The sequence below is a fragment of the Kitasatospora sp. NPDC097643 genome (assembly GCF_040302625.1).
Taxonomy (GTDB): domain Bacteria; phylum Actinomycetota; class Actinomycetes; order Streptomycetales; family Streptomycetaceae; genus Kitasatospora.
On the sequence record NZ_JBEOSA010000012.1, the window covers coordinates 121,242 to 145,787 of the forward strand.

Annotated in this window: 10 protein-coding genes and 2 pseudogenes; 4 read left to right on the plus strand and 8 right to left on the minus strand. The window is 72.0% G+C overall.

Going from position 1 to position 24,546, the window contains the following annotated elements; translation table 11 throughout:
• Positions 1 to 20: 20 nt before the first annotated feature.
• From ABTY15_RS11355 to ABTY15_RS11375, 5 genes are all read right to left on the minus strand, one after another.
• A complete protein-coding gene (locus ABTY15_RS11355) occupies positions 21 to 1,952 on the minus strand; it encodes an acetyl/propionyl/methylcrotonyl-CoA carboxylase subunit alpha (RefSeq protein ID WP_350580091.1) in 1,932 nt (643 codons plus the stop codon).
• Positions 1,953 to 1,964: 12 nt separating this feature from the next.
• The gene (locus ABTY15_RS11360; protein ID WP_350580093.1) at positions 1,965 to 3,563 is read right to left on the minus strand and encodes an acyl-CoA carboxylase subunit beta; all 1,599 of its coding nucleotides are present in this window, start codon (positions 3,561 to 3,563) and stop codon (positions 1,965 to 1,967) included.
• Positions 3,560 to 5,272 carry an acyclic terpene utilization AtuA family protein gene (locus ABTY15_RS11365; RefSeq protein ID WP_350580096.1) on the minus strand — a complete coding sequence of 571 codons (1,713 nt, stop codon included), beginning with the start codon at positions 5,270 to 5,272 and terminating at the stop codon, positions 3,560 to 3,562. Before ABTY15_RS11365 ends, ABTY15_RS11360 begins: the two co-directional genes overlap by 4 nt.
• A 400-nt stretch (positions 5,273 to 5,672) precedes the next feature.
• A complete protein-coding gene (locus ABTY15_RS11370) occupies positions 5,673 to 6,335 on the minus strand; it encodes a response regulator (RefSeq protein ID WP_350580099.1) in 663 nt (220 codons plus the stop codon).
• Positions 6,310 to 7,482: a sensor histidine kinase gene (locus ABTY15_RS11375; protein WP_350580102.1), complete on the minus strand. Its 1,173-nt coding sequence runs from the start codon at positions 7,480 to 7,482 to the stop codon at positions 6,310 to 6,312. The genes ABTY15_RS11370 and ABTY15_RS11375 overlap by 26 nt, the downstream gene beginning before the upstream one ends.
• Positions 7,483 to 7,657: 175 nt before the next feature.
• Here ABTY15_RS11375 and ABTY15_RS11380 point away from each other — a divergent pair, with 175 nt between their 5' ends.
• Positions 7,658 to 9,919, plus strand: a complete 2,262-nt coding sequence (locus ABTY15_RS11380) for an MMPL family transporter (protein ID WP_350580108.1) — start codon at positions 7,658 to 7,660, stop codon at positions 9,917 to 9,919.
• Between the two features lie 9 nt (positions 9,920 to 9,928).
• On the opposite strand, the pseudogene ABTY15_RS11385 reads toward ABTY15_RS11380, so the two are convergent.
• Both ABTY15_RS11385 and ABTY15_RS11390 read right to left on the minus strand, forming a co-directional pair.
• A pseudogene (locus ABTY15_RS11385) lies at positions 9,929 to 10,151 on the minus strand (IS5/IS1182 family transposase); the annotation flags it as partial.
• 89 nt (positions 10,152 to 10,240) lie between these two features.
• Positions 10,241 to 10,756 (minus strand): putative immunity protein, encoded by a 516-nt coding sequence (locus ABTY15_RS11390; RefSeq protein ID WP_350580140.1) that lies wholly within the window; start codon positions 10,754 to 10,756, stop codon positions 10,241 to 10,243.
• Positions 10,757 to 10,810: 54 nt separating this feature from the next.
• Here ABTY15_RS11390 and ABTY15_RS39790 point away from each other — a divergent pair.
• Positions 10,811 to 10,945, plus strand: a pseudogene (locus ABTY15_RS39790) (IS982 family transposase); the annotation flags it as partial.
• A 116-nt stretch (positions 10,946 to 11,061) separates the two neighbouring features.
• Here ABTY15_RS39790 and ABTY15_RS11395 read toward each other — a convergent pair.
• Positions 11,062 to 12,933: a DUF8508 domain-containing protein gene (locus ABTY15_RS11395; RefSeq protein ID WP_350580111.1), complete on the minus strand. Its 1,872-nt coding sequence runs from the start codon at positions 12,931 to 12,933 to the stop codon at positions 11,062 to 11,064.
• Between the two features lie 456 nt (positions 12,934 to 13,389).
• Between ABTY15_RS11395 and ABTY15_RS11400 the strand changes: the two genes are divergently transcribed.
• Together ABTY15_RS11400 and ABTY15_RS11405 are read left to right on the plus strand one after the other, a co-directional pair.
• A complete protein-coding gene (locus tag ABTY15_RS11400) occupies positions 13,390 to 17,763 on the plus strand; it encodes a LamG-like jellyroll fold domain-containing protein (RefSeq protein ID WP_350580113.1) in 4,374 nt (1,457 codons plus the stop codon).
• 157 nt (positions 17,764 to 17,920) lie between these two features.
• The gene (locus ABTY15_RS11405; protein ID WP_350580116.1) at positions 17,921 to 24,538 is read left to right on the plus strand and encodes an RHS repeat domain-containing protein; all 6,618 of its coding nucleotides are present in this window, start codon (positions 17,921 to 17,923) and stop codon (positions 24,536 to 24,538) included.
• Positions 24,539 to 24,546: the final 8 nt, after the last annotated feature.

Consider the following 24,546-nt stretch of genomic DNA (forward strand, 5'->3'; position numbering starts at 1 on the left):
CGGTGCGGGCCGGCTGCCGGTCAGGCGGGGTGTGCGGCGGGCTGGACGACGGCGAGCAGGGTGCCGAGGTCGACCTGCTGGCCGGGGGCGGCGCGGAGTTCGACCAGGGTGCCGTCGGCGGGGGCGGTGACGCGGTGCTCCATCTTCATCGCCTCCAGGACCAGCAGCGGCTGGCCGGCGGTGACGGTGTCGCCGACCGCGGCGGTGGTGCGCACGACGGTGCCGGGCATCGGGGCCAGCAGCGCGCCCGGATCCCGGTGGGCGGCCGGGTCGGGGAAGCGCGGCAGGGCGGTGAACGCGGTGCCGCCGTCCGGGGTGTCGACGTACACCCGGTCGCCGTAGCGGGCGACCCGGTAGGTGCGCCGCAGGGTGCCCTCGCGCAGCACGACCTGTTCGGCGGCGGCCGTCAGCAGGCTCGTCCCCGGGTGGTCGTCGGCCCGCAGGCCGTCCCGGGTGAGGCGGTAGCGGACCTCCAGCTCGGCGCCGTCGGCGGCCCGGTAGCGCTTGACCTGCGGCTGGGAGGGCAGGTTGCGCCAGCCCGGCGGCAGCGCGCCGCGGCGGTGCGCGGCGTCGGCGAGGGCGGCGGCCAGGGCGGCGCGCGCGGTGTCCTTGCCGTCCGGGGCGGTCAGGTCGGCCGCGTGCTCGGCGAGGAAGCCGGTGTGCAGGCGTTCGGCCAGGAAGGCCGGGTGCCGCAGCGCGCGGACCAGCAACTCCCGGTTGGTGGCGGGCCCGTGGATCCGGGCGCGGGCGAGCGCGTCGGCCAGCCGGCGGGCCGCGGCCGGGCGGGTCGGCGCCCAGACGACGACCTTGGCGAGCATCGCGTCGTAGTGCGGGGTGATCTCGCTGCCGCCCGTCACACCGGAGTCGAGGCGCACCCCGCGGCCGGTGAACTCCTCGTGCGGGACGGTGAGTTCGATCGCGTGCAGGGTGCCGGTGGCGGGCTGCCAGCCCTGCGCCGGGTCCTCCGCGTACAGCCGGGCCTCGATTGCGCAGCCGGTCGGCGCCGGGGGCGCGTCGGGCAGCTTCTCCCCCTCGGCGACGGCGAGTTGGAGCGCGACCAGGTCCAGGCCGGTGACCGCCTCGGTGACCGGGTGCTCGACCTGGAGCCGGGTGTTCATCTCCAGGAAGTAGAACCGGCCGTCCTCCGCGAGCAGGAACTCCGCGGTGCCGGCGCCGACGTAGCCGATCGCCCGGGCCGCGCCGACCGCCGCCTCGTGCAGGGCGGCGCGCAGCTCCGCCGGGAGGCCGGGCGCGGGCGCCTCCTCGATCACCTTCTGGTGCCGGCGTTGCAGTGAGCAGTCCCGGTCGCCGACCGCCCAGACCGTGCCGTGCGCGTCGGCCAGCAGCTGCACCTCGACGTGCCGGCCGCTGGGCAGGTAGCGCTCGCAGAACACCTCGTCCGAGCCGAAGGCCTTGGCCGCCTCGGCCCGGGCGGCGGCGAGTTCGCCGGGCAGTTCGGCCAGCGTGCGGACCACGCGCATGCCGCGGCCGCCGCCGCCCGCCGCCGCCTTGACCAGCACCGGCAGGTCGGCCTCGACGGGCTCGGCCAGCGCCCCCAGCACCGGGACCCCGGCCTCGGCCATCAGGCGCTTGGCCGCGGTCTTCGAGCCCATCGCGGCGATCGCCTCCGGCGGGGGGCCGATCCAGCGCAGGCCGGCGTCCAGCACCGCCCGGGCGAAGTCGGCGTCCTCGGAGAGGAATCCGTACCCGGGGTGGACGGCGTCCGCACCGGCCGCCAGGGCGGCCCGGACGATCAGGTCGCCGCGCAGGTAGGTGTCGACGGGCGCGGCGCCGGGCAGCCGGACGGCCGCGTCGGCCTCGCGCACGTGCGGGGCCCCGGCGTCCGGGTCGGAGTGGACGGCGGTGGTCGCGATGCCCAGCTCCCGGCAGGTGCGGAAGACCCGGCGGGCGATCTCGCCCCGGTTGGCGACCAGCAGATTGGTGATCAACATGGTGAGGCTCCCCTACATCCGGAAGACGCCGTAGCCGCGCGCGCCCTCGACCGGCGCGTTGTGGATCGCGGACAGGCACAGGCCGAGCACCGTCCGGGTGTCGCGCGGGTCGATCACCCCGTCGTCGTACAGCCGGCCGGACAGGAACACCGGCAGCGACTCGGCCTCGATCTGCTGCTCGACCATGGCGCGGATCGCCGCGTCGGCGTCCTCGTCGTACGGCTGGCCCTTGGCGGCGGCCGACTGCCGGGCGACGATCGACAGCACCCCGGCGAGCTGCTGCGGGCCCATCACCGCGGACTTGGCACTCGGCCAGGCGAACAGGAACCGCGGTTCGTACGCCCGCCCGCACATCCCGTAGTGGCCCGCGCCGTAGGAGGCGCCCATCAGCACCGAGAGGTGCGGCACGGTCGAGTTCGAGACGGCGTTGATCATCATCGCGCCGTGCTTGATGATCCCGCCCTGCTCGTAGTCCTTGCCGACCATGTAGCCGGTGGTGTTGTGCAGGAACAGCAGCGGAGTGTTCCGCTGGTTCGCCAACTGGATGAACTGGGCGGCCTTCTGGGACTCCGCGCTGAACAGCACGCCCTGCGCGTTGGCCAGGATGCCGACCGGGTAGCCGTGCAGGCGGGCCCAGCCGGTGGTCAGGCTGGTGCCGTAGCGGGGCTTGAACTCGTCGAAGTCCGAGCCGTCGACGATCCGGGCGATCACCTCGCGCGGGTCGAACGGCACCTTGAGGTCGCCCGGGACGATGCCCAGCAGCTCCTCCTCGTCGTACTTCGGCGGTTCGGCGAGGGCGTCCGGCGCCGGGCCGGGCTTGCGGTGGTCGAGCCGGGCGACGATCCGGCGGGCCAGCCGCAGCGCGTCCGCCTCGTCCACCGCGAAGTGGTCGGCCAGGCCGGAGACCCGGGCGTGCATCTCGGCGCCGCCGAGCGACTCGTCGTCGGCCTCCTCGCCGGTGGCCATCTTCACCAGCGGCGGGCCGCCGAGGAAGACCTTGGCGCGCTCCTTCACCAGCACGGTGTGGTCGGACATGCCCGGCACGTACGCGCCGCCGGCCGTGGAGTTGCCGAACACCACGGCCACGGTGGGGATTCCGGCGGCGGACAGCCGGGTGAGGTCGCGGAAGAGCGCCCCGCCGGGGATGAAGATCTCCTTCTGGCTGGGCAGGTCGGCGCCGCCGGACTCGACCAGGTTGACCAGCGGGAGGCGGTTGTGCAGCGCGATCTCGTTGGCGCGCAGGGCCTTGCGCAGCGTCCACGGGTTGCTGGCACCGCCCCGGACGGTCGGGTCGTTGGCGGTGATCACGCACTCGACGCCCTCGATCACCCCGATGCCGGTGACCAGCGCGGCGCCCACCGGGTAGTCGCTGCCCCAGGCCGCCAGCGGGGAGAGCTCCAGGAACGGCGAGTCCTCGTCGACCAGCAGCTCGATCCGCTCGCGCGGCAGCAGCTTGCCCCGGGCCCGGTGGCGCTCCACGTACTTCGGCCCGCCGCCGGCCAGCGCCTTGGCGTGTTCGGCGTCCAACTCGGCCAGCTTGGCGAGCATCGCGGCGCGGTGCTCGGCGTGCTCCGGCCCGGCCGGATCGACGCGGGTGGGCAGGACGGTCACAGCAGGGCCTCCGGGATGTCGAGGTGGCGGGAGCGCAGCCACTCCCCGAGGGCCTTGGCCTGCGGGTCGAAGCGGTGCTGGGCGGCGACGCCCTCGCCGAGCAGGCCGGTGACGGTGAAGTTGACCGCGCGCAGGTTCGGCAGCAGGTGCCGGGTGACGGGCAACTCGGCGGTTTCGGGGAGGAGTTCGCGCAGAAGGTCGACGGTGAGGGTGTGCGCGAGCCAGCGCCAGCCGTCCTCGGTACGGGCCCAGAGGCCGAGGTTGGCGTCGCCGCCCTTGTCGCCGCTGCGGGCGCCGGCCACCAGGCCGATCGGCGCGCGTCGGACCGGGCCGGCGGGCAGCGGCTCGGGGAGGTCGAACACCGGCTCTGCTGGGTCGAGTTGGCTGCTCGACGGGGCGGGCGGGACGGCGATCCGGCTGCCGTCGGCCAGCACGGCGGTGTGCTCGACGGCCTTGGCGTCGACGTACGCGGCGGTGAACACGCCGTAGGGCGCGCCCGGGCCGGGCGGGGCGGTGAGGTGGAAGCCCGGGTAGCCGGCCAGGCCCAACTCGACGGCGGCCTTGCCGAGTTCGCGACCCACCTTGGCCGGGTCCGGGTCACGGGCGGTCAGCCGGAGCAGGGCGGAGGCGGCCTCCTCGCTGGCGGCGTCCGGGTGGTCGGTGCGGGCGAGTGTCCAGCGCAGCTCGGCGGGGCGGGCGGCGGGCGGCAGCGCGTCCGCGAACTGCCGTTGCACCAGGGCCGACTTGGCTTCGATGTCCAGGCCGGTGAGGACGAAGACGACCTCGTTCCGGTGGCCGCCGAGCCGGTTGAGCCCGACCTTGAGGGTGGGTGGCGGCGCCTCGCCGCGCACCCCGTCGATCCGGACCCGGTCCGGGCCCTCCTCGGTGAGCCGGACGGAGTCCAGCCGGGCGGTGACGTCCGGGCCGATGTAGCGCGCTCCGCCCGTCTCGTACAGGAGTTGGGCGGTGACGGTGCCGGCGGTGACGGCGCCGCCGGTGCCCGGGTGCTTGGTGATCACGCTGGAGCCGTCGGCGTGCAGTTCGGCGATCGGGAAGCCGGGGCGGGTGACGTCGTGCTCGCGGAAGAAGGCGTAGTTCCCGCCGGTGGCCTGGGCGCCGCACTCCAGGACGTGCCCGGCGACCACGGCCCCGGCGAGCTGGTCCAGGTCGTCCGTGGTCCAGCCGAAGTGGGCGATCGCCGGCCCGGCGACCAGCGCCGCGTCGGTGACCCGCCCGGTGACCACCACGTCGGCGCCCTCCCGCAGGCAGGCCGCGATCCCGAAGCCGCCGAGGTAGGCGTTGGCGGCCAACAAGCCGTCCGGGAGGCCGAGTTCGGACTTCCGGGCGATCAGGTCGTCGCCCTCGACGTGCGCGACGTTCGCCGCGATGCCGTGCCGCTGCGCGAGCCTGCGCAACTCCTCGGCGAGCCGGGCGGGGTTGAGGCCGCCGGCGTTCACCACGATCCGCACCCCGCGCTCGCGGGCCAGCCCGAGGCACTCCTCCATCTGGCGCAGGAACGTCCTGGCGTACCCGAGCGACGGGTCCTTCAGCCGGTCCCTGGCCAGGATCAGCATGGTCAGCTCCGCCAGGTAGTCCCCGGTGAGGACGTCCAGCGGCCCGCCGGTGAGCATCTCCCGCACCGCCGAGAAGCGGTCCCCGTAGAAGCCCGAGGCGTTGCCGATCCGCAGTACCGAGCGTGCGCGCGCCAAAGCGCCTCCCCTGCCGGTGGGTTGGCGACGCTCCCGCACGAGCGCCGTCGGGCAGCAGCGTGGCACCGGGCGCGGAAAAAAGCAATCATGCCTGCTTGTTTCCTGCCCCCGTGGACGGTCGGGTGGCGCCTGGCTGTGACTGCCGCTGTTAGATGGCCACTGTCGGCGAGAGTTGGCCACTCCGCTACTCGATCGCTCTCCGCAGGCCCTCTTCATGTCACGAGCTACGGGTCGGAGATCCTCGAAACAGCTCTGTCTGCGATCGACCAAGCCGGCGCGATGTTGTGGCAGCGGACGTTCCCCGGAACCGGACACCCCCGATCCCGCATGTCATCGCAAGGTGTGCTCCGGTGCACTGATGTCCGGGCGGGGACTCATGGGACAAGGCCCGGAACCCGGCTCAGGTTCCAGGGAGGATACGGCGCGTTTCGTAGGCCCACATCGCGATCTCGACCCGGTTGCGGGCGCCGAGTTTGGCCATCAGGCTGGCCAGATGCGTCTTCACCGTGCTGAGGCTGATGTGCAGTGCATCGGCGATCTCGGTGTTGGTCAGCCCGCGAGCGACGGCGAGGAGCACCTGCTCCTCGCGGGCGGTGACGGGTGAGACCGGCTGGGCCGCGGGCCGGCCGGCGGGCAGGTCCGCGAATGCCTGGAGCAGACGGACGGTGACGCTGGGCGCGATGAGCGCCTCCCCGTCGGACGCCGACCGTACGGCCTGGGCCAGAAGCTCCGGTCCCGTGTCCTTGAGGAGGAATCCGCGGGCGCCGGCACGCAGCGAGCCGTAGACGTACTCGTCGAGGTCGAACGTGGTGATGACGACCACGGCCAGCGGGTCGGCCACGCCCGGGCCGGCGACCAGCCGGGTGGCCTCGAGCCCGTCGAGTACGGGCATGCGGATGTCGAACAGGCAGACGTCGGGGCGCAGTTCGCGGGCCAGACGTACCGCTTCCTGTCCGTCGGCGGCCTCGCCGACCACCTCGATGCCGGGCTGGACGTTCAGCATGATCCGCAGCCCGGTGCGGATGATCGTCTGGTCGTCAGCGACGAGGACGCGTATGGACACCGCTCTCGCTCCTCGCTCTCGGCAGCTCGGCCTCGACATGCCAGCCCCGGTCGGTGCCCGGGCCGGCTCGTAGTGTGCCGCCGATCAGGGTCGCGCGCTCGCGCAGTCCGGTAAGTCCGTATCCGTCGCGACCCCGGCCGGTGCGCCGACCGTTGTCCCGCACGCTCACCCGTACCGTGTGCCGTTCCGCGGAGACCCGGACGACGACCTCGGTCGCGTCCACCGCGTGGCGCAGCGCGTTGGTCACCGACTCCTGCACGATCCGGTAGACGGCGGCGTCCACGGCCGGGGGCAGCGTGTCCAGCTCGCCGTCGAGCCCCAGGTCAACCCTGATGCGACCGCCGGGGGTGCGCACCAGGCGCTCCAGATCCGCGACGCCGGCAGGGGGCGCCAGCTCGGCGCCGACCCCGCGGTCGCGCAGCGCGGCGACCATGGCGCGCATTTCCTCCAGCGTGCGCGCCCCTTCCTCCTCGATCCCCTCCAGCGCCTCGACCGCGGCGGACGGGTCGGTGCCCGTGAGCACCCGGCCCGCCTGGGCGATGATCACCATGGCCGACACGTGGTGGGCCACCGTGTCGTGCAGTTCCCGGGCGAGCTGCTCGCGCTCGCGGGAGCGCACCTGCTCCAACTGCCGCTCGCGAGCGGTCACCCGGAACCGCACCGCAGCCCCGACCACGCCGGGCAGCAGCCCGAAGACGAAGCCCACGACCTTGTCGACGACCGGGGTCTCGGCCGTGACGGCACACAGCGCGCACGCCGCGACGATCACCGCGCCGCCCAGCACGATCTCCCGTCCCGATCCCCACCGGAGCAGCGCGTACACCAGCACGAGCACGACCGCGCCGGTGGACAGGCCGACGGGCCCGCGCGGTGCGGCGACGAGCGAGGCCACCTGAAGCAGGATCACCGAGCCGAACGCCAGCGTGGCCATCGCCAGCGGGCGGGTCCGGCGCCACAGGGGCAGCAGGCACAGCCATACGGCGAACACCACCGCCACCGGACGCCACACGACGTTCTCGCGCAGGGTGGCCTCCAGCGCCACACCGGCAAGGCCCGCGGCGAGCAGCGCCCAGTCCCGCCGCACCCGGGCGGGCGCGTCGGGCGGCCGGGGTTCGGTCCACAGGGTTCGCAGGTCGTCTCGGAGCACGGTTCTCAGCCTAGGGACTGCGGCGTGCGGCGCATCGGCCGAAAGGACGGGTCGTCACTCCGCCCCGGGGCCGACGGATCCGCGGCCCGCGGGCCGATGCCGCGGAGCGCCGTGGCGACGAGCCTCGGCATCGGCGGCCGTACAAGGACGGCCGACGAGGTGGTTGGAGGACCCGATGCTCTCGAAAGCCCTGTTGCGCCTGGGCGCAAGCGCCGCCCGCCATCCCTGGCGGGTGATCGCGGCATGGCTGGTCGCCGCCACGCTCGCCGTCCTCGCCGCCGTCGCCTTCGGCGGGCGGACCGCGGACTCGATGACCGCTCCGGGACTGGACTCCCAGCGGGCCGCGGAACTGATCAAGCGGGCCGGCACCGGCCAGGAGGGGATGACCGCCCAAGTGGTCGTCACCCCCCTCGACGGCGCTACGACGTTCTTCGACCACGACAGTGCGCGCACCGCTCTCACGCGGCTGCAGACCGAGGTGGAGCGGCTGCCGCACGTGCTCGGCACGAGCGACCCGGCGGGGGCACTCGACGCAGGCGGGGACACCGCCGTGCGCGGCGGCCTCGTCTCGGTCGACGGGCGGATCGCGGTCGTCCGGGTGCAGTACCCCGACCAGAGCCGGCTGTCGGCCGAAGACCTCGACGCCCTCGTCGATCTCGGCGACCGGCTGCGCGCCGAACTGCCCCTGCGCATCGAGATGGGCGGGAGCCTCTTCTACGCCTTCTCCGACCCCGACGGCGGCGCGAGCGAGTTGATCGGCCTCCTCGCCGCGGCCACGATCCTGTTCCTGGCGTTCGGTTCGCTCGTCGCCGCCGCGCTGCCGATCGGCATGGCGGTCTTCGGACTGACCGTCGGGGTCGCCACGATGACGGTACTGGCGGGTGTGACGGACGTCCCCGCCTTCGCACCGGTCCTGGGCAGCATGGTCGGGCTCGGAGTGGGCATCGACTACGCGCTGTTCGTGCTCGCCAGGCACCGGGAGTACCTCGCGCGCGGGCTCGATCCCCGCGAGGCGGCGGGGCGAGCGGTGGCCACGGCGGGGAGGCCCGTGGTCTTCGCCGGCGGCACCGTCGTCGTATCGATCCTCGGCCTGGCGGTCGCGAACGTACCGTTCATGACGGTGGGCGGGCTCGCCGTATCGATCGTCGTTCTGACCATGGTGGTCGCGTCGGTGACGCTGCTGCCGGCCTTCCTCGGCGCCGCCGGCCCACGCCTGGCCCGGGCCGGCCGGATCGGCCGGGCTCTGCAGACCAGGAAGCTGGGCCGACTCGCACGGCGGCGGGACCCGGCGGCAGGCGCCGCCCACGCCGCCGGGTGGCGTCGCTGGATCGGGCACGTCAGCCAGCACCCGGTGCCGTACGCGGCCGGCGCGGCGGGGCTGCTGCTGACCGCGACGCTGCCCGTGTTCGGCCTGCGCGTCGGCCTGCCCGACGACGGCTCACTGCCCCACAGCCGTACCGAGCGCCGGGCCTACGACCTCGTCGCCGAGGGGTTCGGCCCGGGCACCAACGGTCCCCTCGTCATCGCCGCGGAACCCAACGGTGATCCGGGAGTGCTGGACCGACTCGTCGCAACGGTCGCGGCGGATCCGGGCATCGCATCCGTCGCGCCGACGCACATCGATCGGGCCACCGGCATCGCGACCCTCGTGGTGTTCCCGACCACCAGCCCTCAGGACAAGGCCACGGCCGACACCATCGCCCGGCTGCGCACCGACGTGCTGCCCACGGCGATCGGGCACGGCCCGGCCAGGGCCCACGTCGGCGGCGCCGCCGCGAGCCTGTCCGATGTGGGCCAACGCACCAGCCAACGCCTGCCGGTGTTCGTCGCCGCCGTGCTGGCGATGTCGTTCCTGCTGCTGATGCTGGTCTTCCGCTCGATACTCGTACCGCTCAAGGCGGTACTGCTGAATCTGCTGAGCATCGGCGCGGCCTACGGCATCATGGTCGCGGTCTTCCAGTGGGGCTGGGGAGGCGCACTCATCGGGCTGGAAGCGACGGTTCCGATCGTGTCGTTCATCCCGATGTTCCTCTTCGCCATCCTGTTCGGCCTGTCGATGGACTACGAGGTGTTCCTCCTCTCCCGCGTACGCGAGGAGTACCTGCGCACCGGCGACAACGGCACGGCGATCGTTGAGGGCGTCTCGCGCACCGCCCGGATCATCACCTCGGCCGCCCTCATCATGGTGGCGGTCTTCCTGTCCTTCGCCGTCGCCGAGGACCCCTCCGCCAAAATGTTCGGGCTCGGCCTGGCCGCCGCGATCTTCATCGACGCCACGGTCGTACGCATGGTGCTGGTACCGGCGACCATGACACTCCTCGGCCGAACCAACTGGTGGCTGCCGAAGTGGCTAGACCGGATGCTTCCCCGCGGCCCGGTCGGCACCGACGCTGAATCCACGGGTGAGGCCCCGCGTCCACGGCTGGTTGACCGTTGACTCAACTCCTGCGGTCCTGGTGAGGTCCTTGATCCAGATCATCGAGGCGCGCAGGTGGAGACCGGCGAGGTAGCTGTCGGGAGTCTTGTCGTATCGGGTGGCATGCCTCGCCATGCTTTGAGCTTGTTGATCAGGCGTTCGACGGTGTTCCGCTCCTTGTGGAGATCGGCGTCGTGGCTGACGGGTCGGCCACCTCTGGAGCCCTCTTCTTCCGGTTGGCGGCCTGGCCCTCACGGTGTGGGCTGCCTCGGCGTCCAGATCGTTGACGACCACCCGGGCGCCGGCCTTCCAAGGGGCAGTGCAGACAGGCTGTCGCACCCGTCAACAGTCGAAGACCGACCAGCAGATCTCGTTTCGCCGCCGCTGATCGTCCAGGACGAGTTCGCGAATCACATCCGGGAGCTGATCGCGCTGCCAACGGCACTCGAGCCTGCCGGCGCTCTCACCCTCCTGTCCGGGGGCCGCCGCACGCACCGCCTTGATCGCGTAGGCCGCAGCGCCGAGCTCCTGTGCGGCGACATGCGCGACCGCTGCCGCCTGGCCGGCAGCATATGCGGCGTGCCGAGCGGCTCCGCTCAACTCTCTTGCCGCAGCCATGGCATGGCCACCCGCCGCTCGGGACTGAGACATCCTGATCTCGCCGCACGCCCATGCCCGAATCTGCTCGATCGCCTCGCGGGGCCGCGGGTCCGCGGGCTGCACCGACTCGAAGAGGTCCAGAACGTGCTCCGCGCACGCGGCAGCCCAGACAGCCAGCAGCCGATGGTCGGAGTCCGTAAGCGTCCCCCCACGCCGGATGGTGATGAAGCGGGGGTCACGAGCTTTGGGAAGAATCACGGCGCTCCAAGGGATCGGCTGCGCGCATAGGGCGAGGGCGTCCAACGTCAGTGTGTGAAGACAGAGTTGGAAACCCTCGCGACTGCACTCCATGTGAGGACCGACGATCCGCTGAAGGCGTCTCCGCATCTCGCGATCTCGCGCCATAGCGGTCTGCCATGGGAATCGCCCCGCAGCTCACCGACGGGGCCGCCGGACTGCTTCGGCGCGTCACCCGGATCCTGGCCACCGGCACCCGTTGCCTCCGCCGCCGGTGGGCACCGGCGGCGGAGGCGGCGTGGCCCCGGGTCAGGGGGCTGCTGCGGTCAGGGCTTGATCCGGACCACCTGCGGGTCGTGGTCGCTGGCCTGCTGGGCGAACTCGGCGTTGATGTGCACCACGTCGTACTTGGCGTACCCGACCTCGGGGCTGACCAGGATGTGGTCCAGCACCTGCGAGTTGCCCTGGTAGACGTAGGAGTACTGCTCGGTCTCCGGCAGCTCGTTCACCAGGTCGCGCAGCACGCCGTCCTTGGTGAGCGCGGTGAGCGCGGGCGAGAACTGGTAGTCGTTGAAGTCGCCGAGCGAGACGATCCGCGCCTCCTTGTCGGCCGCCAGCAGCTTCGCGACGAAGGCCTGCTCGACGGTGGCCTGCTTGACCCGCTGCACCTCGGAGCTGCGGGTGGGGGCCTGGAAGCGGCTGTCGATGCCCTGGTCGCCGCCCTTGCTGTTGAGGTGGTTGGCGATCACGAAGAGCTTCTTGCCGCGGAAGGAGAACTGGCCGACCAGCGGCTTACGGCTGTTGGTCCAGGCCTCGTCGTCCGGAGCGATCCGGCCGGGCGAGGCGGTCAGCGCGGTGGCGGCGCCGGTCCCGGCCACGTCCACGGCGGTGGTGGCGGTGCCGCCGGGGATGTCGGTGAAGGAGACCCGCTGCGGGTTGAACAGGAAGACCTGCCGGATGTTGCCGCCGGGCTCGCCACCGTCCTTGCCGTCCTGCGGGCTGATCGAGCGCCAGTCGTAGGCGGGGCCGCCGGCCGCCTTGATCGCGGCGATGAACTTGGCGATGGTGGCGGTCGCGTCCACCGTGCCGTCGTTCTTGGCGCCGGTGTTGTCCTGGATCTCCTCCAGGGCGACGATGTCGGGCGAGCGCAGGTTGGTCACCACACCCTGGGCCAGCTCGGCGAACTTGGCGTCCGGGTTGCCGGGGGCCAGGTTCTCCACGTTGTAGGTGGCGATGGTGAGTTCGCGGTCGGTGGCCGGGGCGGTGACCTCGCGCTGGAGGTGGTTGTCCTGGAGCGTGCCGAGGGTGCCGGCGACCAGGGTGTAGCCGCCGAACTGGTTGTAGTCCAGCGGTCCGGTGGTGGTGCCGGTCAGCACGTCGCCGACGTTGGCGACCGGGAAGGGCTGCTGGGCGGCGGCGGCCTGCTGCTGCACCATCAGGCGGCCGACGTTGGGCTCGGCGTAGGACTCGTAGAGCACGCCGCCGCGCCGGCTGCGCTGGTCCTGGCGGTCGGCGGCGACCCACAGCTCGTTGTACTTGTCCGTCGCCTGGACCACCCGGACGTCCTTGACCTGGACGAGCATGCCCTCCAGCGACTCGTAGAAGTCCAGGGCGTACTTCTCGGGGTTGAGCGGCAGCGACTCGACGGTGCCGTCGGCGGCCGCCGGCGGGGCGTACGTGCCGGGGATGTTGCGGGTGTCGACGACCACCGGGGCGGGCAGCGGGTTCCCGGCGGAGAGCACGGTGACGGCCGGGCCGCTGATCTCGGTGACGGACTGGGAGCCGCCGTTGAAGTTCGGGTAGTACTCGGTGACCTTGCCGCTCACCAGCACCGAGTCGCCGACCTTAACGGTCGGGTTGCCGCCGGTGAAGACGAAGACGCCCTCGCTGGTGGCCGGGTCGGCGTCCGGGTTCGGGTCCTGGAGCCAGAAGCCCTTGGAACTGCCGTACGCCCGGACGCCGGTGACGATCCCGGGCACCCCGGTGACGGCCTTGCCGGCCAGCGGGGATATCCGGGTGGTGCCCTGGATGTCGTGGATGCGCAGCGGGCCGGCCTCGGTCGGGGCGGCCGGTCCGGCGGCGGGCGCGGCGAACGCGGCGGGCAGCGGGACGAGCACCAGCGAGGCGGCCAGGCCGGCCGGGAGGACCGCGGCGCGCAGCAGGGTCCGGCGGGGGCGGGGAGCGGGGGCGGTGGTCACCGGGTCAGGACTCCTAGCTCCGCCGTGCGGCTCGGTCGTCGGCACGGCGGGTCGGGGGATGCGGTGGCAGCGGCACGTACGCCCGACGGCGCAGGGGCCGTAGGGCGGTGACGGTCGGTCGGGCGGGACGTCTCGGTGCGCTACCCGCGTAGAGGACAGCGGGGGCCGGTCGACCGCCCCCCGCGGCGGACCCAAGATACGCGCGTAGAAAATGACCGGGCAAGACCCTTGCGGTGAACAGTCGGTTCCTTCGCAGCCTGACCATCTCCGCAGGCCGCTCCGGCACATCGGACCGTCAGGGCCCGGAATCTCAGAGTATTCTCACGTTCAGTTGACACTTTCCCCATGATTGTCTGAAGATCCGCCTCGAACTTTTGCATGATCTTGTAATGAACCGGGGCTGACACTTTGGAACGAACAGGCCGGAGACCCTCCGCGCGCGGATGGCTGATCGCGGTGCTCACCGCCGCGGCGCTCACCGGAGGCGCGATACCGCCCTCCCTGGCGGCTGCCGCCGCGGGCGGCGGCAAGGCCGACCCCTCGCCGGGCGCCACCAAGCACCAGGACTCGCCCGACTCGCTGGCGGTCGCGGAGGCCAAGCGGACCGGCAAGCCGGTCGAGGTCGACGTGAAGCGCACCGAGGCCAGCGACACCGTCGCCCAGCCGGACGGCAAGCTGGTGACGACCACGTACGTCCAGCCCAAGCGCGTCCGCAAGAACGGCGGCTGGGTCGACATCGACCCGACCCTTCAGACGCTGCCCAGCGGCGCGGTGGCGCCCAAGGGGGCCACCGCCGACGTCGAGTTCTCCGGCGGCGGCAGCTCCCAGCCGCTCGTGCGGATGGCCAAGTCGGGCAAGGAGCTCAAGCTCGCCTGGCCCAAGCCGCTGCCCAAGCCGGTACTGAACGGCAGCACCGCGGAGTACCGCGCGATCCTGCCGGACGTCGACCTCAAGCTGACCGCGACCCGGACCGGCTTCTCCCAGGTCGTCGTGGTGCACACGGCGGCCGCCGCGAAGAACCCCGAGCTGAACGAGCTGCGCCTCGGCCTCAAGGGCGACGGCCTGACGATCCGGCAGGCCGCCGACGGCTCCCTCACCGCCGTCGACAAGAGCGCCGGCGGCACGGTCTTCGAGGCGCCCGTCCCGGTCATGTGGGACTCCTCCGGGCCGAAGGCACCGGCCGCGCCGACCGCTCCCGCCACGCCCGCGGCCCCCCAGGCGCCGAAGGCGAAGTCCCTCGCCGCGCCCGCCGCCGAGGCCCCGGCCGCCCAGGCCCCCGCCACCGACGCGCCGGCCAACGGCGCCCCCGCCGCTGGACCGCTGGACGGCCTGGTGCCCGGCGAGGGCGCGAAGGTCGCCAAGCTGAAGGTGGACGTCCCGCAGGCCCAGGACACGATGGTCCTGACCCCGGACCGCACCCTGCTGGACGACCCGGGCACGGTCTACCCCGTGATGATCGACCCGGCCTGGAACACCCCCAACGCCTCCGACTGGGCCGGCGTCTCGCGCTACTACGCATCCCAGTCCTACTGGCACTTCACGTACAACAGCGACTACGTGCACGACTGGGGCGTCGGCTACTGCGGCGACACCTCCCGGTGCGCCCCGACCGACGTGAAGCGCGCGTTCTTCCAGATCCCGAACGGCTCGTTCATCGGCAAGCAGATCCTGAGCGCCGAGTTCGGCACCTACGAGAGCTGGTCGTACTCCTGCGACGCCCGGCCGATCGAGCTCTGGAACACCGGCTACATCTCCTCCGGCCTGAACTGGAACAGCCAGAACGCCTCCGGCTTCTGGGGCCGCTACCTCCAGACGATGAACACGGCCAAGGGCTGGAACGGCAGTTGCCCCGGCGGCTGGCTGGAGTTCGGCGGCACCTCGGGCCCGGTCAAGGACCTCGTCCAGGACGCCGCCAACTGGGGCTGGCCCACCGTCACCTTCGGCCTCAAGGCCCAGAACGAGGGCGACATGTACAGCTGGAAGCGGCTCACCGACGACGCCTTCCTGCGCGTCTACTACAACCTGCCGCCCAACCAGACCGCCATGAGCGACATGACGATGTCCCCGGGCTCGGTCTGCCAGTCCACCCCGGTCAAGATCAACAACTGGCCGCAGGTCACCGCCAAGGGCAGCGACCCGGACGGCGAGGCGGTCGGCCTCCAGTTCGCGGTCTCCTGGGACAACGGCGACGGCACCGGCCTCAACCACCACTGGTGGTCGACCGGCTCGGAGGGCGCGACACCACCCTCCAACAGCTTCAAGGGCTCCGGCTCGATGTTCTCCTGGAGCCTGCCCAACACCCTGCCGACCAACACCCGGCTGAACTGGGAGGTCCGGGCCTGGGACGGCGCCCAGTGGGGCCCGTGGTCCTCCAGCGGTGACCCGACCGCCTGCTACTTCCAGGTCGACACCACCGCCCCGAGCGGCCCGGCCATCACCTCCGCCGCCTACCCGGGCTCCAGGGACGCCACCGCGACCCTCCCCTGGACCGACGGCGTCGGCAAGTACGGCACCTTCACCCTCTCCTCCACGGCCACCGACGTCGTGAAGTACCAGTGGGGCCTGGACAACCTGCCGTCCCCGTCCAACGAGATCGCCACCACCGGCGGCGCCACGCGCACCCTCAACGTGCTGCCGGACAAGCCCGGTCTGCACTTCCTCTCGGCCCGCGCCGTCGACGCCTCGGGCAACGTCTCGCAGCCCGAGACGTACTACTTCAACGTCCTCGCCGGCCAGCCGCAGCGCGCCGGCTGGTCGATGGACGACGCCTCCGGCACCTCGCTCACCGGCACCGGCGGCGGCTTCGACGCCACGCCCGGCAGCGGCGCCACCTCCACCCCCGGCCACCTGGCCGAGGGCCTGGCCATGGACGGCACCGCCAACGCGTACGCGAGCACCCAGGGCGCGGTGCTGGACACCACCCGCGGCTACACCGTCTCGGCCTGGGTCAACCTGACCGACGCCAGCCACAACCGCAGCGCGGTCTCGCAGGCGGGCACCTCGATGGCCGCCTTCGAACTCGGCCTGCGCGGCGGCAAGTGGGCGTTCGCCACGGTGGACAAGGACAACGCGACGGGCTACGGCTACCAGCAGGCGACCTCCGACGCCCCGGTCGCCCTCGGGCAGTGGACCCACCTGCTGGGCGTGTACGACGCCACCGCGAAGACCGTGACGCTCTACGTCAACGGCGTCGCCACCGCGCCGGTCGCCGCGCCTGCCGCCTGGGCGGCCCGCGGCTCGCTGGACATCGGGCGCATGCACTGGCGCGGCACCTACACCGACAACTGGACCGGCGCGCTGGACGAGGTCAAGGCCTGGGACCGGGCGCTCACCACGGCCGACGTCACCGACGTCCTCGCCGACCGCTCGCCCGCCAAGGGCCTGCCGGCCAAGGCCGTCTGGCACCTGGACGGCAAGACCGGCACCGCCGTCGGCGCCGCGGAGACCGACAACGCCACCGTCTACGGCGGCGCCCAGCTCGGCGTCCCCGGCGTCGCGGACAAGGCCCTGCACCTGGACGGCGTCAGCGGCTACGCCCGCACCGCCCGTCCGCAGGTGGACGGCACCCGGGACTTCTCCGTCTCCACCTGGGTCCGCCTCCCCAAGTCCGCCGACACCGACGCCTCGGCACGGATCGCCGTCACCCAGATCGGCCAGCACAACAGCGAGTTCTCGCTGTACCACTCGGCCTACTACCAGCGGTGGATCTTCGGCCGCTCCAAGGAGGACACCTCGGCCGACACCGTGGTGCGGGCCATGCAGCCCGACTGCACGGCCGGCACCCAGGTGAACGGCGTGCCCTGCTTCGGCGCCACCACCGGTGAGTGGACCCACCTGCTCGGGGTGTCCGACACCACGGCGAAGAAGACCCGCCTCTACATCAACGGCTACCTGGTCGGCGAGGCCGACTACGTGCAGACCACGCCGTGGGCCTCCCCCGGCGGGCTGCAGTTCGGTGCGGTCAACCGCGAGGGCGCCAACGGCGAGTTCTTCGGCGGCGACCTCGACGACGTCCGGGTCTACGACCGGGTCGTCACCGCGACCGAGGCCCGCGACCTGGTCCAGCAGCGCCCGCAACTGGCGGGCCGCTGGAAGCTCAACAACGCCTCCGGCACGCCGCTCGCCACCCCGGACGAGGGCCCGCTGAAGGCCGCCGCCCAGCTCGGCACCGGCGCCTCGATCGACACCGCGGGCGGGATCTACCCGACCCCCGGCGCCCTCCAGCTCAACGGCACCACCGGCTACGCCGCGACCGCCACCGCGCCGCTGCACACCGGGCAGAGCTTCACGCTGGCAGGCTGGGCCGACACGGCCGGCGTGCCGACCCGGGACATGACCGTGCTGTCACTGACCGGCGCCAACACCAGTGCCGTCACGCTGCGTTGGCACTACATCGGGCTCGACGCCAACCAGCAGCCGAGCGGCCAGTGGCAGGCCGAGGTCCGGAACTCCGACACGAGTGGCGCCGTGCGCACCACCACCGCGCACACCCCGGTCGTCTCGGTGCTGGACAACTGGACGCACCTCGCGGTCAGCTACGACGCCTTCTCCGACCAGCTGAGCCTCTACGCCAACGGCCAGCTGGAGAACCAGGCGTGCGCCGACGGCACGCCCGGCTGCACCCCGATGGTCTCCTGGACCACCGCGCCGCAGCCGTTCGAGGCCACCTCCGGCCTGCAGTTCGGCCGGACCAAGGCGGCCGGCGCGTGGGGCGAGTACTTCTCCGGTGAGCTGGACGACGTCTGGCTCTACCAGGGCGTGCTGAGCCCGGCGCAGATCGTCAAGCTCGCGGACTACAACACCGAGCTGGGTACCGTCCCCGGTCCCTGACCCCACCCGTGCGGGCCGGGCAGCCTCGCTGTCCGGCCCGCACCCCTTTTGTCCCGCGACTTCTGTCCCGCGACCGTGACGGTCTGCGGTCGTGCGGTGACGCATTGCGCGCGGTTCCGCGCGCCCTCCACCCCACCATCCCGAGGGAGTTCCACGAGTGAGCACGGAACGGGACGCCGACCGGCGGCCCCGCAGGAGAGGCTCCGCCCTGGTGGCGGCAGCCCTGGTCGGCGCCCTGCTGCCGACATTGCCGCTGGCGGCCCACGCGGCCGCCGCCGAGTACCACAAGCCGGACGCGCCGTCCGCCGAGAAGCCCGTCCCGGGCTCGGACGCCAAGGTGAAGCCCGCCAAGGCCGACACCACCGTCAGCGCACCCGCCGGCAAGCCGACCGCGTGGCCGGGCGCGGGCAGCGCGGCCGTCACGCTCTCCACCGACCCGGGCCGCGACGTCCGGGCGGGCGGCCTGCCCGTCACGCTGCGCCCCGCCGGCGAACGCACCGCCAACGACGCCCGGGCCGCCAAGGCCGACCCGCCGTCCGCCGGGGCACCGGCCGGCGGCACCGGCTCCGCGGTCACCGTCCAGGTCCACGGCCAGGACCTGGCCCGCCGGGCCGGCATCACCGGTGTGCTGCTGAGCGTCAGCGGCGCCGAGCACCCGACCGAGGTCAGCGTCGACTACAGCTCCTTCGCGCAGGCGGCCGGCTCCGGCTTCGGCTCCCGGCTGCGCCTCGTCCAGCTGCCGGCCTGTGTGCTGACCACCCCGGAGAAGCCGGAGTGCCGCACCCAGACGCCGCTGCCGGGCGGCAACGACCTCGCCCGGCAGACCGTCACGGCCCAGCCGGTCGTCCAGGCCGCCCCGCCGGCCGGTTCGATGCGCCTGAACTCCACCGGCGGCACGGCGACCGTGCTGGCCGCGACCCCCGGCACGGCCGGCCCCGGCGGCGACTACAAGGCGACCCCGCTCGCCTCGGCCTCGTCCTGGTCGACCTCGCTGAACAGCGGCTCGTTCTCCTGGTCGTACGACATGCCGCTCACCCCGATGCCCGGCGGGCTCACCCCGCGGGTCGGCCTGTCGTACAGCTCCGGCCGGATCGACGGCCGCACCGCCAACAGCAACAACCAGTCCTCCTGGGCGGGTGACGGCTTCGACCTGTCCCCCGGCTTCGTGGAGCGCAGCTACAAGCCCTGCGCCGACGAGGGCGTCAAGACCAACGACGTCGAGGTCGGCGACCAGTGCTGGGGCACCGACAACGCCACCATCAGCTTCGCCGGCCACTCCGGCGAGCTGATCCCGCTGTCCGACTCCGGTGACGAGTGGCGCATCGAGGGCGACGACAACACCAAGGTCACCCGTCTGCGCGATACCAACCGCGGCAACGGCGACAACGACGGCGAGTACTTCCGCGCCGTCACCCCCGACGGGACGAGCTACTACTTCGGCTACAACCGGCTGCCGAACTGGAGCTCCGGCAAGCCCGAGACCAAGTCGGTCTACACCGTTCCGGTGTACGGCAAGAATACCGGGGAGCCGTGCCACGGCGCCGACTTCGCCTCCTCCTGGTGCCAGCAGGGCTGGCGCTGGAACCTCGACCTGGTCGTCGACGCCAAGGGCAACGACGTCACCTACTGGTACACGCCGGAGACCAACAACTACGGCCGCAACCTCAAGGACACCGACCGCACCCCGTACATCCGCGGCGGTCACCTCGACCACCTGGAGTACGGCCAGCAGCAGGGTGACCTGTACTCGGCGACCGTGAAGCCGATGGCCCGGGTGGACTTCGGCACCGCCGAGCGCTGCCTGGAGACCACCGCCGGCCTCTGCGACCCGGCGAAGATCGACACCAACCGGCAGTACTGGTACGACACCCCCTGGGACCAGAACTGCGCCGACGGCACCGACTGCAAGACCCAGTTCGCGCCGACCTTCTTCACCCGCACCCGGCTGACCTCCGTCACCGCCAAGACCCTCCAGCCGGACGGCAGTTACAAGGACGTCGACAGCTGGGCGCTGAACCACAAGTGGGGCACCGCCGACTTCGACTACCAGCTGCTGCTGGACTCGATCCAGCACACCGGCTCCGGCGCCGCCCCGTCGGTGCCGATGCCGAAGACGGGCTTCGCCTACAAGCAGCTGGCCAACCGGCTCGACAAGGTCGGTGACGGCCGCGCGCCGTTCATCAAGCAGCGGCTCGGCACCATCACCGACGAGCTCGGCGGCCAGATCGACGTCAACTACTCGGCCGCGGCCTGCGACTGGAACGCCCTGCCCACCCCGCAGAGCAACACCACCCGTTGCTTCCCGCAGCAGTACCAGCCGACCAACGACGTGCCGGTGACCACCGAGTGGTTCAACAAGTACGTCGTGGAGTCGGTCATCGCCACCGACCGCACCGGCGGCGCGCCGGACATGGTCACCCACTACAGCTACCTCGGCGACGCCGCCTGGCACTACGACGACGAGGACGGGCTCACCCGGGACAAGCTCAAGACCTGGTCCCAGTGGCGTGGTTACGCCCGCACCCGGGTGGAGACCGGCGGCGTGGCCGCCATGGCCACCCAGACCGACCACTACTACCTGCGCGGCATGGACGGCGACCGCTCCGACCCGGCCGACAAGAACCAGAAGCGCGCGGTGACCGTCGACGACGGCCAGGGCACCACCCTCACCGACGACAACGCCTGGGCCGGCTACGAGTACCGCGTCGAGCAGTTCGACAAGTCCGGCGGCGTGGTCGTCGGCAAGACGGTCAGCACGCCGTGGAAGAAGGAGACCGCCAAGCGGGTCCGCGACTGGGCCACCACCACCGCCAACCTGACCGGCACCGCCGCCAAGCGCGTCTTCACCTCGATGGACAACGGCGCCGGGGCGAACTGGCGCGAGATCCGCACCAACACCACCGTCGACGGCTACGGCCGCACCACCCAGGCCGAGGACCTGGGTGACACCGCTGTCGCCACCGACGACAAGTGCACCCGGATCACCTACGCCGACAACACCGCCGCCTGGATCCTGAACGGCGCCGTCCGCACCGAGACCGTGGCCGCGAACTGCTCGGCCAACGTCAACCGGGACACCCAGCCGGACGGCACCTCCGCCGTCCTGGCCGACACCCGGATCAGCTTCGACGGCCAGGCCCACGGCGTCGCCCCCACCACGGGCAACGTCACCCTCACCGAGAACCTCAAGTCCCGGACCGGCAACAGCGCGACGTACCTCGGCAACACCGCCACCTTCGACGTCTACGGCCGGACGCTGACCAGCACCGAGCTCGCCCTCAGCTCCGTCTACGACCTCACCGGTGCCACCGCGCCGGTGCGGACGCCGAGCACGCTGGCGCGCACCACCACCACCGGCTACACCCCGGCCACCGGCCGCCCGACCCAGTCGAGGACCACCGGCGCGCCGGCCACGGCCGGCAACAGCGCCACCGCGAACACCACCACCACCGACTACGAGCCCGCCCGCGGTCTGACCGCCGACACCGTCGACACCAACAACCGGCGCACCGACCTGCAGTACGACGGCCTCGGCCGGATCCTGAAGGTCTGGCAGCCGAACCGCTCCAAGAGCACCGGCCAGTCCCCCAACCACCAGTTCGGCTACGCCATCGCCGACGGTGCGATCACCGCCGTCACGACGCTGAGCCTGAACGCCGACGGCTCCCAGGACACCGGGTACACGCTGTACGACGGCTTCGGCCGGGTGCGCCAGACCCAGGCGCCCGGTGACAACGGCGGCCGGATCATCAGCGACAGCTTCTACAACGAGCGCGGCCAGGTCGCCCTCACCTACGAGCCGTACTACGCCAAGGGCGCGCCGTCCGGCACGCTGCGCAACGTCGACGACACCACCGGGGTCGAGACCCAGACCGCGAAGACCTTCGACGGTCTCGGGCGCATCGTCAAGGCGACCGTGCTGGCCGGCAACGGGGTCGGCACCCCGCTGTCCACCACGACCACCGAGTACGGCGGCGACCGCGTCACCGTCACCCCGCCGGTCGGCGGGATCCCGACCACGACCGTCATGGACGCGGGCGGGCGCACCACCGAGGTCCGCCAGTACAAGGACCGGACCCTCACCGGCTACGACGCCACCACCTACGGCTACGACCAGGGCGGCCACCTCACCAGGCTGACCGACCCGGCCGGCACCGTGTGGACCTGGCTCTACGACCAGCGCGGCCGCCAGACCAAGGCCGTCGACCCGGACTCCGGGACGACCGTCAAGGTCTTCAACGACCGCGCCGAGCTGGTCAGCACCACCGACGGCCGCGGCCGGACCATCGCCACGGTGTACGACAACCTGTCCCGCCCGGTGGAGACCCACGACGGCTCGCTCACCGGACCGCTGCTCACCTCGCAGACCTGGGACCCGGCGGGCAACAAGGGCCTCCCGGCCACCAGCACCCGCTACGCCGTCATCGGCGGCACCACCTACCAGTACAAGACCGCCTACTCGCTCTACGACCCGCTGGGCCGGGCGACCCGCACCACCGTCACCATCCCGTCCGTCCCCGGCCAGGAGGCGCTCGCGGGCAGCTACGTCACCGGCGCGATCTACCGGCTCGACGGCCTGACCCAGTCCGTCTCCTACCCGGCGGCGGGCAACCTCGCCGCCGAGTCGGTCGCCTTCAGCTACGACCAACTGCACCGCGCGACGGCGATCTCCGGTCTCAACACCTACCTGACCGGCCAGACGTTCAGCCTGACCGGCAAGCCGCTGCAGACCACGCTCAACGCCGGCGTCCCGAACAAGGACGTCTACGTCACCAACTCCTACGAGTGGGGCACCCAGCGCCTCGCCACCACCCGCACCGACGAGTACGGCGTCGCCACCGCCCTGCGGGCCGCCGCCTACACGTACGACCAGGCCGGCAACATCACGTCGCTGACCGACACCACCGGCTCGACCGTCGACCGGCAGTGCTTCCAGTACGACTACCAGCTGCGCCTCACCGAGGCCTTCACCCCCTCCGGCACCAGCTGCCCGGCGACCCCGGACGGCAAGTCGCTCGGCGGCCCGGCCCCGTACTGGTCCAGCTACCGCTACAACGTCAACGGCACCCGGGCCGGTGAGACCCGGCACGACCCGACCGGCAACACCGGGCTGGACGTCACGGCCGGCTACGGCTACCCGTCCGCGACCGGCACCCGCCCGCACACCCTGAGCAACACCAGCACGGTCGTCGGCTCCGTCGGCACCCCGGCCGTCGAGTCCTACGACTACGACACCGCGGGCAACACCGTCGGGCGCCACCTCAAGCCGTCCGCCAACCAGACCAGCGACCAGACCCTCGGCTGGAACGCCGAGGGCAAGCTGGACAAGGTCGTCGACACCGTGAAGACCACCGTCGGCGGCACCACCGGCACGGCGACCAGGACCACCGACTACCTGTACGACGCGTTCGGCAACCGCCTGCTCGCGCACAACCTCGACAGCGCCAACCCGGCCGCCGAGAAGTGGACGCTCAACCTCGGCAACACCGAGCTGACCCTGGTCAAGGGCGCGGCCAAGGCCACGGCCACCCGCTACTACCAGCTGGGCGGCGCGACCGCGCTGCGGACCGACGACAACAAGGTGACCTTCCAGGTCGGAGACCACCACGGCACCGCGACGCTCAACATCGACGCCGTCACGGGCGCGTTCAGCGCCCGGCGCAGCACCCCGTTCGGCGGGCTGCGTGGTGCGGCCCCGACCACCTGGGCGGGCAGCCGGGGCTTCGTCGGCGGCACCAACGAGCCCACCGGGCTGGTCCACCTGGGCGCCCGCGACTACGACCCCGCCACCGGCCGGTTCATCAGCATCGACCCGGTCTTCGCGGAGAACGACCCGCAGTCGCTGAACGGCTACGTGTACGCGCACAGCAGCCCGCTCAACCGCAGCGACCCGAGCGGCCTGTTCGACCCGGACATCAAGGACTACTGCCGGGAGCACGCGGACGACTGCGAGGGCAACCACATCAAGCCCTCCCATGCCTACACCGAGACCACGATCGACGACCAGGACGTCATCTACGACGGTTACGGCGTGCCGCACGCCCTGGCCGACACCGAGGAGTTCGCCAACGACAACGAGGAGATCGCGTACCGGCACCTCAACGACGACCTGCGCAACTCCGGCCAGTACTTCGACGAGAAGACCGGCAACGGGATCAAGTACCTGTTGCAGGACGAGAAGAACCCGATCATCCAGAAGAACGCCATCCTGGACGCCAACGGGAACAACGTCCCGATCGGAACCACCTCGGACTTCATCAAGGTGACGTGGCGCAACGGGAAGATCGTCGGCGTCGAGTCGGTGGACGCCACCGGCGGCAAGACCGTCGAGGGCGGTATCGGCACCATCACCAACAAGCTGGACATCCGGGTGAAGGGGCAGGCGAACAGCGTCGTCTTCGTCGCGGCCGACGCGGACCAGGCGAAGCAGATCGCCAACCACTTCTCCGGGAACCCGAACGTCCGGATCATCACCGCGGACGGAGGGTTCGACACGCACCGCTCCCCGGTGAAGCCCGTGGCCCCCGTCGTCCCGCCGAAGCCGCGCCCGATCCCGAAGCCGGGGCCGCCGAAGGGCGGGAAGATCGCCAAGGTGGCACGCCTGCCGATCCTGAGCATCATCGCGTTCCCGATCCAGGCCATGCAGGCGAAGGACGACATCGACAACTACGGCTGGCAGAAGGGCATCGACCTGACGCTGGCGAACATCTTCGACCCGTTCGACTTCGGCGGGGAGCGGGACATGATCCTTCCGCAGCCCCAACCGATGGCGTAGTAGCAGCA

Bases quoted from the DNA above. Each gene is read 5' to 3' on its own strand.
- ABTY15_RS11355 (WP_350580091.1), bottom strand. From the start codon at position 1,952: ATGTTGATCACCAATCTGCTGGTCGCCAACCGGGGCGAGATCGCCCGC.
- ABTY15_RS11380 (WP_350580108.1), top strand. From the start codon at position 7,658: ATGCTCTCGAAAGCCCTGTTGCGCCTGGGCGCAAGCGCCGCCCGCCAT.